We start from the raw sequence: 12,537 nt of genomic DNA, 5'->3' as shown, positions 1-12,537 counted from the left end.
CAGCAAACACGACCGACGGCGAAGCGATTCGCTTTGGTCGGCTGTGTTTACGCCGAGAGATTGTGCTCCGGCATCCGCTGTTGCGGAACGGCACGTGTACGGAAGTAATCGAGCACGAACAGCCGAATCGCGGACGACAAATTGCCCTGCTGACGGTTTGTGTCGATCTCACCAACCAGCTCGGAAAGCGTCATGTCGCGAAGATTCGAAATCTCCTTCATGCCGTTCCAGAACGCCTCTTCGAGACTCACGCTGGTCTTGTGACCCGCAACAACGATCGATCTCTTAACTACGGGCGATTTCATGATGCGTCCTCGCCATCGATGTGATGCTGATCCAGCACGTTGTTCGCACGGACTGTGCGCTGCTCCTGCAATGTTCGTTCTGACTTAGTTCGTCCGAAGCGCGCACGGTTTATATCGGCTTGTTTTGCCGATTCCTCTCGTGCAGTGCGCTTCTTGAAGCGATTGAGATTGATCAGGTCACCCATGATCGCTCCTGTCTTTAAAAAATGATGGGGTGGGAAACGTCGTCTTCACCATCCAGTAGTTGTACGAGACGAGGGTGAATTCGGTTTCGGTATCCATCCTAAAATATTCTCCGTAGTTCCAAACAAGCTCCGCAGAAAAATGAAGTCATCTACGAAGCGTAACCAGATCACCTTCTGCTGTATCACAAGGAAAAACGCGTCTGATATGCGACCATTCTAACCATTTAGCAGATATGAATTATAACTATTTCCTTCTGGAGTTATTCTCAACAAGCTGTGAGCAAATATTCTTGCTTACCCAGGATGTATCATTTTGGCCGGCTGAACAAGAAGATCGAACTCTGCTGCACTAACAAAACCGAGCCGCAGCGCTTCCTCCTTCAATGTCGTTCCGTTTGCATGAGCAACCTTAGCTACTTTCGCCGCGTTATCGTAACCGATTTTCGGTGCGAGTGCAGTCACGAGCATCAGTGATCGTTCCATCAGCTCATGAATTCGTTTTTCATCGGCGCGAATGCCGTCGATGCAGTGCTCTGTGAAGGATCGCGCAACATCCGCCATCAATTGGATGGACTGCATCATGCAATGGGCCATCACCGGCTTGTAGACATTGAGCTCGAAGTGCCCCTGACTGCCGGCCACCGTAATTGCCGTGTGGTTACCGAATACCTGACAGCATACCATTGTCATTGCTTCACATTGTGTCGGATTTACCTTTCCAGGCATGATCGATGAGCCAGGCTCGTTCTCCGGAAGTATCAATTCGCCGAGTCCGGAACGTGGCCCGGATCCGAGCAGCCGGATGTCGTTTGCAATCTTAAATAGACTAGTTGCAACCGAGTTGATCGCACCGTGTGCAAACACATAGGCGTCGTTTGATGCGAGTGCTTCGAATTTGTTCGGTGCAGTGATGAAAGGCAGCTTGGTAATTGTTGCTGCGTGCTTCGCGAATAACTTCGCAAAACGAGGCTTGGAGTTGAGGCCGGTCCCGACTGCAGTTCCACCTTGGGCGAGCGGGTAGAGATCCTTCACGACGCTTCGTAGGCGTTTGATGCCGCTTTCGATCTGTGCGGCATAACCTGAAAACTCCTGCCCGAGCGTGAGCGGCGTCGCGTCTTGTGTATGTGTACGTCCGATCTTCACGATCTTTGCGAAGGCTTTTTCCTTCTTGCGCAACGCAGCATGTAGTTCGCTTAGTGCGGGGATGAGGTACTCAACAATACCCTGCGTTGCCGCAATGTGCATCGCAGTCGGAAACGAATCGTTGGACGATTGACTCATGTTGACATGGTCATTGGGATGCACGGGCTTCTTGGCGCCGCGTTCACCGCCAAGAAGCTCGTTCGCACGATTGGCAATGACCTCGTTGAGATTCATGTTGGTCTGCGTGCCGGAGCCGGTTTGCCAGACGACCAGTGGGAAGTGATCATCCAGCTTCCCGTCGATGACTTCGCGTGCTGCGCTCACAATGGCCTTTGCAAGCTTGGGCTCGAGAAGTTTGAGTTCGCGATTGGTTTCGGCCGCCGCCAGCTTGACGATGCCGAGCGCGCGAATGATCGGCATCGGCATGCGATCGTGACCGATCTTGAAATTCTGTCGCGACCGTTCCGTTTGGGCTCCCCAATAACGATCCGCTGCGACCTCGATCGGACCGAAGCTGTCGGTTTCGGTGCGGGTGGTGGCGGAGGTCTTCGAGGATTTGGCCATGGGTACGGTCCTTGCGATGCCGCGCTCCCTGCAGAGACTTCTGGCGGGTGCGGCGCATAAGAATGGGGCCGCGCGAACGCGGCCCCGGCACCTTACAACGTCTTGCGATTATTTTTTCCGGAAGCGGTCTAAACGGACGACTTCTGCACCTTCGCCCGATTTTGGCGGTTCTTCCTCTGAAGCAGGCGCGGGCGGAGCCGGAGGGGCGGCGAGAGCAGATGCCGCAGTGGCTGCGGACGACGCACCGGCAGCCGGGGTCTCTACAGCGGTTTCGGTTTCGAACTGCAGGCCGAACTGCACCGAGGGATCGTAGAAACTCTTGATGGCGTTGAACGGCACGACGAGGCGCTCGGGGATGCCGTTAAAGGACAGGCCGACCTCGAAGCGATCTTCGGTGACCACGAGATCCCAGAACTGATGCTGCAGGATCACCGTCATTTCCTCTGGATACTGGGCCAGCAGGCGCGGCGACAGTTTGACGCCGTCGGCCGTTGAAACGAAGGTGATGAAGAAGTGGTGCTCGCCCGGCAGGCCATGCTCGGCAGCGTCGATCAGCACGCGCCGCAGAACGCCACGAAGGGCGTCGCGCGCCAGCACATCGTATCGAATATGATCGGTTGCCATCGGTCGGTCCCGTCGCTTGTCTTGGTCATGGCCATATATGGAGTGAGGGCGAGGCCGGAGGCCGACTCGCGTCACATACTGCTCTATCTATTCTATCCCGGTCTTGACCCGAGGTCAGCAGCCGGAAAAGCTGGCGCCCTCTATATATGACGCAAATTGGACGCGATACAGCCGGGCGGTCATTTCAACCGCCGATTGGCGTGGAAACAGGCAAAAATCGATTGGCCCGATGGGCGGATGGCCCTAGTTCTGGACCATGCGTCCAAGTTCACCACAGGCTGATGCCCCCATTGCGGAACTCGCGTCGGCATCGCCGCCGGGACTGCTGACGCTATTCCTTGCCTTTGCAAAGATGTCCCTGGCCGGTTTCGGCGGCGTTCTGGTTTGGGCGCGCCGGGCGATCGTCGAGCAGCACGGCTGGATGACGCCCGAGGAATTCAATGAGACTTTCGCACTTTGCCATTTCTTGCCGGGGCCGAATATCGTCAATCTGTCGGTGGTGTTCGGGGCGCGGTTTCGCGGTGTGCCTGGTGCCATTGCAGCCTTTGCGGGATTGCTGGGTCCGCCCGTGGTCATCGTGACCATTCTGGCGATCCTGTATGCACGCTTTGGGGATATCGAAGCGCTGCGGCGCACACTGGCCGGCGTCTCATGCGCTGCCGTTGGACTGCTGTTCGCGGTAATTTTCCGAATGATGCTGCCTCTTCTGAAGAAGCGTGAGCCGGTCAGCCTGGCGCTCCTGATCGCCGTTTTCGTCGCCGTTGGCGTGATGCGATGGCCATTGCCGACGGTTCTTCTGGTATCGATTCCCGTCAGTATCGGCCTGACCATGTTGATGCGACGGCGGGCGGCAGCATGAACGATGCCACTCCCGGATCGCTTGTCACGCTGGCCTGGTCGTTCGGGCTGATGTCGCTTTTTGCCGTGGGCGGCGCCAATTCGGCCATTCCCGAAATTCATCGGCTCGCGGTCGATGTCAACCACTGGATGTCCGACAAGCAGTTCGCGGATGTGTTTGCGATCTCGCAGCTGTCGCCGGGGCCGAATGTTCTCATTGTGACGCTGATCGGCTATCAGGTCGCCGGCATCCTCGGCGCGATGGTTGCAACACTGGCCATGTGCGGACCGACAGCCGTGTTTGCTTATTATGTCAGCCAATTGCTTGCGCGGTCGGGCCACGCCCAATGGCCGGGAATCGTACAGGCAGCGCTGGTCCCCTTATCGATAGGTCTCATGAGCGCGAGCGGGCTGGTTCTGCTGTTCGCTTCTGACACCACCTGGACGGCGTTTCTGGTAACGGGGAGTGCCGCCGTTTTGGCGTTTGCCACGCGCCTTAACCCGCTATGGTTGTTAGTTGCCGGGGGCCTTCTTGGTTTCGCTGGCGTTCTCTGACGAAAATCGCTAGCTAGCTTGACCACGGAGCCGTTGGGCGGTCTCCGAACGATGTTGTTTGGGCTAAATGCTCGTGACAGGGGAACGTACCAATGAGTGATGCGCCGAGCCATGCGCCGGAGAAATCCATCTTACCGAGCTGGGTCAAAGGCCCTCAAGACTTTATCGGCGGCCTTGCTTTGGTGGCGATTGCTGCATTTGCTCTGTGGGCATCCAGCGATCTGCAGGGCATGCATGGCTTCTCGTTCGGAGCAGGTACCGCGCCGCGGATGTTCGGCATTCTGCTGCTGGGTCTTGGTGCAGCCGTAACCGTTGTCGGCATTTTCACAGAAGGCCCCGGGCTCTCCAAGTTCCACTGGCGCGGTCCGTTTTTTGTGGCGCTGGCCATTCTGGTTTTCGCGGTCGGCATTCGTCCGATGGGCATGATCTTCGCGGCGATGTCGAGTTTTCTGATTGCTGCGCTCGGCACGCCCGAGACGCGCTGGAAAGAAACGATCATCGTTGGCGCCTGCCTCACGGGCTTCTGCGCCTTGCTGTTCCCGTATGCGCTTGGTCTGCCGTTGCAGATGTGGCCGACATTTCTGATCCGCTAAGAACGAGGGCGTCATGGGTGATCTTTTTTCGAATCTCGGTCTTGGCTTCAGCACCGTCTTCCAGTTCGTGCAGTGGACGCCGGCGTTCCTCGGCGGAATGTCGATCCCGCTTCCGATCAATATTCTGCTCTGTCTGATCGGTGCGCTGGTCGGTACGTTGGTCGGCGTTCTGCCGGGCATCGGTACCATTGCCACCGTGGCGATGTTGCTGCCGATCACGTTCGGTCTGCCGCCGGTCGGCGCGCTGATCATGCTCGCCGGCATCTATTACGGCGCGCAATATGGCGGTTCGACCACGTCGATCCTGGTCAATATTCCGGGTGAAGCAGGTTCGGTCGTAACTGCGCTCGACGGCTTCCAGATGGCGAAGCAGGGCCGTGCCGGTCCGGCGCTCGCGATTGCAGCAATCGGCTCGTTCTTTGCGGGGTGCGTTGCGACGGTCCTTATCGCTGTGCTCGGCGCGCCGCTGACCAAGCTCGCGCTTGCGTTCGGTCCGGCAGAATACTTCTCGCTGATGGTGCTCGGCCTGATCTTCGCCGTGGTGCTTGCCAAGGGCTCAGTGCTGAAGGCGATCGCGATGATCGTATTCGGTCTGCTGCTGTCCATGGTTGGCTCGGACATCGAGACCGGTGCGTCGCGCATGTCGTTCAACATCCCTGAACTCGCTGACGGCCTAGGCTTCGCTACGGTCGCCATGGGTCTGTTCGGCTTTGCGGAAATCATCCGCAACCTGGATGCGGGCGGCGAGGAAGATCGCCAGCTCGTGCAGCAGAAGGTCACAGGCCTGATGCCGACCAAGAAGGATTTGAAGGACTCTGCGCCGGCAATTCTGCGCGGCACGGTGCTCGGCTCCATTCTCGGCATTCTGCCGGGCGGCGGCGCGGTCATCGCATCCTTCGCGGCCTATACGCTTGAGAAGAAGCTGTCGAAGGATCCGAAGCGTTTCGGTCGCGGAGCGATCGAAGGCGTTGCGGCGCCGGAAAGCGCCAACAACGCTGCAGCGCAAACCTCGTTCATCCCGCTGCTCACCCTCGGCATTCCGCCGAACGCGGTGATGGCGCTGATGGTCGGCGCGATGACCATCCATGGCATCGTGCCGGGCCCGCAGGTGATGCAGAAGCAGCCGGAACTCGTCTGGGGCATGATCGCCTCGATGTGGATCGGAAACCTGATGCTGCTCGTCATCAACCTGCCGATGGTCGGCATCTGGGTTCGGCTGCTTCGTGTGCCGTATCGCCTGATGTTCCCGTCGATCGTGGTGTTCTGCAGCATCGGCATCTATTCGGTGAACAACGCACCGATGGACGTGGTGCTCGCAGGCGTGTTCGGTTTGCTCGGCTACTGGTTGATCAAGCATGACTTCGAACCGGCGCCGCTGCTGCTCGGCATGGTGCTTGGTCCGCTGATGGAAGAGAACCTGCGTCGTGCACTGCTGATCTCGCGCGGCGATGCGACGGTGTTTTTCACCCGTCCGTTGTCGGCCACCCTGATGGCAATCTCGGCGTTCCTGCTGATCCTCGCTGTGCTTCCCGCACTGCGAAAGAAACGCGACGAAGTCTTCGTCGAATCCGAGAGCTGACGAATCTCTCCACACATCTGCGTCGTTACGCCACGGCCCGAAGTCGAATAGACTTCGGGCCTTTGCTTGTATTCAGTCCCGCGACTGTCGTTATTTTCGCGGCAAAAACATTTTCGGAGGAAACCAAATGAAGCTGTTCAATCGCAGAGTTGCGATCAGTGGCCTGGCGGCCGTCGCCGGCTTCGGCGCACTGGCAACCACTGTTCAGGCGCAGGAATACCCGACGCGCAACATCACCATGATCGTGCCGTTCGCGGCCGGCGGCCCCACCGATGTGATCGCGCGCATCGTCGCTGCGGACATGTCGAAGACGCTGGGCCAGCAGATCATCATCGAGAACGTCGTCGGCGCTGGCGGCACGACTGGCGCGACGCGTGCAGCGCGCGCGGCCAATGACGGCTACACGATCATCACCGGCCACATGGGCACCCATGCTGCGGCGGTGCCGCTGTATCCGAAGCTCGCTTATCACCCCGAGAAGGATTTCGAACCCGTCGCGCTGCTCGCCGGCACGCCGATTCTGATCCTGGCGAAGAAGGATTTTGCGCCAAAGGATCTCAAGGAATTCGTCACCTATGTGAAGGCCAACAGCGACAAGTTGAACATGGCCCATGCCGGCGTCGGTTCTGTGTCGTATTCGTCCTGCGAATTGCTGAGCTCGGTTCTGGATATCAAGCCGACCGGCGTGCCGTTCAATGGCACCGGTCCGGCGATGAACGCGCTGGTCGGTGGTCAGGTCGATTATATGTGCGACCAGATCGTCAACGCGGTTCCGCAGATCAAGGGCGGCACCATCAAGGCCTATGCCATCGCGACGCCCGATCGTAACCCATCGCTGCCAGATGTCCCGACCACCATCGAAGCCGGGCTGCCGAAGTATCAGGCCTCGGCCTGGAACGCGATCTTCGCGCCCAAGGGCACGCCTGCCGCGATCACTGCCAAGCTGAACGCCGCGGCCGCCAAGGCGCTCGACGACGAAAACGTCAAGAAGCGTCTGCTCGATCTCGGTTCGGACATTCCGAAGCCGGAAGCCCGCACCCAGGCTGCGCTCGGTTCGCTGGTGAAGAGCGAAGTCGAGAAGTGGTCGGCGGTGCTCAAGCCCGCAATGTGATCGGGAACCGGCTAACCAATTGATTTCAAGGGCTGGGTCCTCACGGATCCAGCCCTTGCCGTTTGCGGGGCAGGGACACACTTTTTCGGGTATAATCCGGGAATCGGCGTGTCCGACCACCGGACGAGGCGATAAGTTCGCCCGCTCACAAGCCCGCAAGATCGACCATGAACCAGTATCACGACCTGCTAGAGCGAATCCTGAGCGACGGTGCCGAGAAGCACGACCGCACCGGCACAGGCACGCTGTCGGTGTTCGGCCATCAGATGCGCTTCAAGCTCAGTGATGGTTTCCCCGTGCTGACCACCAAGAAGCTTTCGCTGAAGGCGATCATCCACGAGCTGCTGTGGTTTTTGGCAGGCGATACCAATATCAAATATCTCAAGGACCACGGCGTCTCGATCTGGGATGAATGGGCGGACGCCAATGGTGATCTCGGCCCGGTCTATGGATCGCAGTGGCGCTCATGGCCGGCGCCCGACGGACGGAGCATCGACCAGATCGCCAATGTGGTCGATATGATCAAGCGCAATCCGGACTCGCGCCGGCTGATCGTGACGGCGTGGAATCCCGCCGAGATCGACAAGATGGCGCTGCCGCCATGTCATTGTCTTTTCCAATTCTATGTCGTGAACGGCAAGCTGTCGTGCCAGCTCTATCAGCGCTCGGCCGACGTCTTCCTCGGCGTGCCTCCGCTTTCAGGCGTAGCGATATAATTGCGGGACGGGTTAACTATAAATTCATTGATATCACTTACATATTTATGGGACAATATGCCGAATAGAAAAACACCGCTACTATTTCTGGACGACTTGCTTTGTTGTCGTGCTCTGCCGAGTCGCGCGTCGGTAGACCGCAGCGGCTGGCGGACTTGGAGGTTTTCGTGACGTTTAGGCATCCAGAGCACCAGTACCTCGACCTCCTTCGCCTTGCGCTGGAGCAGGGTGACGAGCGGCTTGACAGAACCGGCGTGGGGACGCGCTCGGTGTTTGGAGCGATGGTCCGGTTCGACCTGTCTTCGGGGGTGGCGCCAATTCTCACCACGAAGCGCGTCTACTGGAAGACGGCGGTGAAGGAGATGCTTTGGTTCCTTACGGGGGGCACCAATATTCGGGCGCTCCTCCGCGACAATGTTCGGATTTGGACCGATTGGCCCTTAGCCCGGTATCGGGCGGACACCGGAGAGGATGTCTCGCAGGAGGAATTCGAACGCAGGATTCTGGAGGACGATGCTTTCGCTTCGCGGTGGGGCGAGTTGGGTCCCGTGTATGGCAAGCAATGGCGCCGCTGGCTGGGCGCGGATGGCCGCGAGCACGATCAGATCGCGCAGCTCGTCGGAACGCTGCGTAGCAACCCCGCAAGCCGCCGCATGCTCTTTCACGGATGGAATGTGAGCGAGATCGGGGAGATGGCCTTACCGCCGTGCCACATGGTCTATCAGTATCATGTGACTTCCGATGGTCGGTTGAATTGCCTTCTTTTCCAAAGGTCAGTCGATCTGCTGTTGGGGGCTCCGTTCAACTATGTCGGAGCGGCAGCACTACAACTGATGCTGGCGCAGCAAGCCGACCTAAGACCCGGAGAATTCATCTGGGTTGCCGGCGACGCGCATCTTTATCTTAACCATCTCGAGCAGGCTCGTGAACAGCTTCAGCGGGACCCGCGTGACCTGCCTCGAATGCAGCTGAGCCGGCGGGCCAACAGCATCGACGAGTATACGATCGACGATTTTCAGGTCGATGGCTACGCCCCCCACGCCGCAATAAAGGCGGACGTGGCGGTCTAGGAGGTCGAATGAACGCGATGAACGTTCGGGTTCCTTCGGGATATCGCTCCGTCAGCCTCGTGCTTCCTACTTCAACGCGCATGCAGGCGCTCTATGAGCGGTACGAAGAGCGCTTTGGAGATCCCGTCCGGAAACCCTATCCGTCGGGGCTTGATAAATACATTCCGATGTTTTTATCGGGAGATGTGGAGGAAGGTCGACCAGGACGCGGCGTGCCGATTTGGGAGAACATTTTTGAAGTTTGCTTTGTCGATGTTGCTGGTGACGGGATCTTCTTCGACGATCAGGATGACGTGGATTTAGAGCACTACGCGGGAATTCTAGGTTGCGACGCGATTGCGCTGCATGAATTTCGCGACCTTTTCAACGCATTCGGAGTCATCGATGAAGATGTCCGACCGTTTGCTGAAATCCTCCGAGAGCGCCTTGACGACGACCGCTCGAAAGGAGCACTCGTCCTCGGACCGGACGGGACTGTCGATATTGAATGGTATGCGGACGTCCTGGATAGTGATCCTCTTCTAATTTCCAAGTACCATCACTCAATCTTGGTGAACTATCGGGTCCGGTCACGACGATCGCGCGGCGCGTATGGAACCATAACCGAAGAACGGGTGCGAGCTCTACTCGATCGCGATTTTGCCGCGGGGCGTCTTAAAACCTCTCGTGGCGGTAAGATTGATCGCGGTTACTACTGTGAGTTACTTGGCTGTGAAAAAAGTGGGCTTACGAAGTTCACAAAGACCGTTCTACGCGAGTACGAGCAGCGCGTACCGTTGGTTTCCGGTCCCGCGAAACGTCTCGACGAGATCCGGGAGTGGCTCGAAGCTCAGTATAAGGCCGGATTGCTGCCTTTAATTCACGGGAAGATCGATCGGACGTTTTGCGCCAAGCACTTTGGCTTCAGTTCGAGTTATCCATTTTTTCAAGTCAAGCAGATCGCAGATGTGGTCAAGGAGCTCGATCGCAGGGTAGCGCAGGACGGTTATCTTCTCAGGCAAGATCAAAGCCAGTTTGAAGCTTTGGCACACTACCTTGCCCACGCTCCGAAACTCAATCGCGATAGACTGACCGTCAATCAAACTCTTTTGGCCAAGGAGTGCGGTATTCCGGAGAAGCGGCTTCGCTACGGTCGGTTTTCGGACATAATTCAGAAACACGACGTGCAGTATCTGGAGCAAGCGAAGCTTAGTCGGATCGATCCGTATATTTATGGACGCGTCTTCGGATTTGGACATCTCGAAGAATTTTGGTCGCGCGGCTTCCTGCTAAATGTCGCCGACGGGTTCAAAAACTACGCCTTGTCCAATTGGTCTGGCAAGTCGACCGTTAACCCACACCGTCATCTTGTCAACATGCTTGACTGGATTGGACGAAGCAATCGTGTCGAGTGCCTCTCGGTGGTACAGGAAGCCGAGCGCTACAATCGTATCATTACGGGCGATGCGTGGGAGGATGCATTCCTGGCGTACGATGACGCAATAGACGGACTGATCAGCTCCGGCGACTTGAGTAAGCGATTTGCCTCAAGAAAGCTCACGGGAGCGCTGCAAGCGTGTAGGGGGTTAGAGCAAAAGAAGACAATCCCAGCGCACTCGCTCATGGTAGTTGGACCGAAGAATGCAAAGAGGCTGGCGCGCCACCTCGCAACGGTCGTCAATGTAAATCATGAGATTTCCGTCGATGATGAAGAAATCCGAGCTGTTATCGGCAACCGCCTTCTCGAGGCAGCGGCATCTCGCCGTATCGAATTTTCGTTCGAGGAAGCCGAGCGGTTCGTCACAAACATGGTGTTGGAAGTCCGCCAGGGCAGGGAGCTTCCGTCAAATCTGATTGAAGCTATCAAGGTTGTCTTAAATCGTCGGTTGAACGCCCTCCGTGTCCGGCTCATCGCCCTGATTTCCGAGGCGAAGGAAAATCTAGAGCTTGGAAGGCGACTCTTGAATGAGGCGGATATAGATCCGGCCGGGTTTATAACGAGATACTTTGCCGATGGCGTGGATTGGCGGGGCAAGCATAAGATCGGTCGCGCGGCCTTTCCAATTGTGAAGGGTGGCAACGAGACCGATCGCCGACGTAGTCTCGCAAATTTGTTGGCCTTCGCGAAAGCATGCTTTCCAGGGATGATTCCTCCGCAATCAGAGTCGGGCCTCATGAAATTTTTTGCTCGTAGATTTCTCGAGCATGGGGGCATGCGCGCAATCGAGCATATGCTTTATCCTACTGCGGAAACGGCCGCGGCCGTACTCGCACTGTACTTAATCGAAAGCGGCGCAAATGTTGCCGTTGGACGCGAGCTAAAGCGCAATTGCATTGCTGACAGCGAATACGATGGTCTCAAGGAAATCACCGGGGTCAAAGCGGCTGCTCAGGGCAAGCCGATCATCATGCATTTTGATGCGGATGATGTTGTTTTGTCTTCGATCAAGTGGCTTGAGGAAGAAACCGGTAAGCTGGCACTAGTCGCTGGAGAGGACGGCAGTCGCCTTTTCCTGACGCGAGATGATGGTCGAACGAAGATGATGTCCGATCACTGGTTTCGGAACTGGTTCAAGGCTTTCTGTCAATCTTCCTTGGGCTTGCCAATAGCTCCGAATATGATTCGTCCAAGTGTCCTGCTGCAGGCTGCTCTCGAGAATGACGGGCGTCTTCATCTAGGGATGGCAATTGGTCAACACGGCTTGGCGGTGTCACAGGGATATCAACTCAAATATCCGGTGCGCCTCATGTACGACGAGTATATTCGCCGATTCCAGGAGGCATTTGAGACGTTGGTGACCTCAAGTGTGGAGGATGCCGCTCGGTTGCTGGGGATCTCGAAGGACGAATTCGATCGCCGCGTTGGCGCGCTTCAGGACACGGGGTTGGGGGTTTTCTGCAAGAATCGATTGGGACGGCCTGGCTCGGAAGGCCGGCCCTGCATCGAAATGGATTGCTGGAAGTGCACGCAGATCCTGATTGTCGCCGAAACGGAATCGATAGCGACATTGCAGCTCTGGCAAGAATCCCTTCGAGCCGTCCAAGGCGAATGGGAGCGCGATCGTCCAGAGAGATGGGAGGCAATGTGGTTACCGTGGCTATGCCTCGCGGACGTCGTTCAGGAAAAAATGAGCCGAAGCTTCATTTTAATATGGGATGGCGCGCGGAAACGTGCCGATGCAATTAAGGCGTCACCGACATACGTGCCGCCAAAACCTTGGTAGGAAAATGGCGCAGTCTAAAGCAACAGCTCCGGTCGTCCACCGCGCTCGTCGC

The 12,537-nt window shown here is 57.3% G+C and carries 11 protein-coding genes and 1 pseudogene; 8 read left to right on the top strand and 4 right to left on the bottom strand.

Going from position 1 to position 12,537, the window contains the following annotated elements; translation table 11 throughout:
• Positions 1–47: 47 nt before the first annotated feature.
• The 4 genes from BLW80_RS24290 to BLW80_RS24275 form a co-directional block, all read right to left on the bottom strand.
• Positions 48–305: a ribbon-helix-helix domain-containing protein gene (locus BLW80_RS24290; protein ID WP_068734045.1), complete on the bottom strand. Its 258-nt coding sequence runs from the start codon at positions 303–305 to the stop codon at positions 48–50.
• A complete protein-coding gene (locus BLW80_RS24285; RefSeq protein ID WP_068734044.1) occupies positions 302–490 on the bottom strand; it encodes a DUF4169 family protein in 189 nt (62 codons plus the stop codon). Before BLW80_RS24285 ends, BLW80_RS24290 begins: the two co-directional genes overlap by 4 nt.
• Before the next feature lie 294 nt (positions 491–784).
• A complete protein-coding gene (gene fumC, locus BLW80_RS24280; RefSeq protein ID WP_093760469.1) occupies positions 785–2,197 on the bottom strand; it encodes a class II fumarate hydratase in 1,413 nt (470 codons plus the stop codon).
• A 108-nt stretch (positions 2,198–2,305) separates the two neighbouring features.
• Entirely contained in the window at positions 2,306–2,821 is a 516-nt protein-coding gene (locus tag BLW80_RS24275) for an SspB family protein (protein ID WP_089268256.1), read from the bottom strand.
• Between the two features lie 256 nt (positions 2,822–3,077).
• On the opposite strand from BLW80_RS24275, the gene BLW80_RS24270 reads away from it, so the two are divergent.
• The 8 genes and pseudogenes from BLW80_RS24270 (at position 3,078) to BLW80_RS24235 (ending at position 12,485) form a co-directional block, all read left to right on the top strand.
• Positions 3,078–3,680: a chromate transporter gene (locus tag BLW80_RS24270; RefSeq protein WP_089268257.1), complete on the top strand. Its 603-nt coding sequence runs from the start codon at positions 3,078–3,080 to the stop codon at positions 3,678–3,680.
• Entirely contained in the window at positions 3,677–4,213 is a 537-nt protein-coding gene (locus BLW80_RS24265) for a chromate transporter (RefSeq protein ID WP_093760467.1), read from the top strand. The genes BLW80_RS24270 and BLW80_RS24265 overlap by 4 nt, the downstream gene beginning before the upstream one ends.
• 92 nt (positions 4,214–4,305) lie before the next feature.
• Positions 4,306–4,806, top strand: a complete 501-nt coding sequence (locus BLW80_RS24260; protein ID WP_089268259.1) for a tripartite tricarboxylate transporter TctB family protein — start codon at positions 4,306–4,308, stop codon at positions 4,804–4,806.
• A gap of 13 nt (positions 4,807–4,819) precedes the next feature.
• Positions 4,820–6,385: a tripartite tricarboxylate transporter permease gene (locus BLW80_RS24255; protein WP_170849787.1), complete on the top strand. Its 1,566-nt coding sequence runs from the start codon at positions 4,820–4,822 to the stop codon at positions 6,383–6,385.
• Positions 6,386–6,512: 127 nt separating this feature from the next.
• Positions 6,513–7,496 carry a tripartite tricarboxylate transporter substrate-binding protein gene (locus tag BLW80_RS24250; protein WP_089268260.1) on the top strand — a complete coding sequence of 328 codons (984 nt, stop codon included), beginning with the start codon at positions 6,513–6,515 and terminating at the stop codon, positions 7,494–7,496.
• A gap of 167 nt (positions 7,497–7,663) precedes the next feature.
• Positions 7,664–8,188: pseudogene (locus BLW80_RS24245) on the top strand (thymidylate synthase); the annotation flags it as partial.
• 191 nt (positions 8,189–8,379) lie between these two features.
• Entirely contained in the window at positions 8,380–9,282 is a 903-nt protein-coding gene (gene thyA / locus BLW80_RS24240; protein WP_093761129.1) for a thymidylate synthase, read from the top strand.
• An 8-nt stretch (positions 9,283–9,290) separates the two neighbouring features.
• Positions 9,291–12,485 carry a hypothetical protein gene (locus BLW80_RS24235; protein ID WP_139285917.1) on the top strand — a complete coding sequence of 1,065 codons (3,195 nt, stop codon included), beginning with the start codon at positions 9,291–9,293 and terminating at the stop codon, positions 12,483–12,485.
• Positions 12,486–12,537: the final 52 nt, after the last annotated feature.

Origin of the sequence: Tardiphaga sp. OK245 (assembly GCF_900108575.1) — a bacterium.
Taxonomy (GTDB): Bacteria; Pseudomonadota; Alphaproteobacteria; order Rhizobiales; family Xanthobacteraceae; genus Tardiphaga; species Tardiphaga robiniae.
Note: the sequence above shows the minus strand (reverse complement) of the source record. Positions and strands in the feature narration are given on the sequence as shown.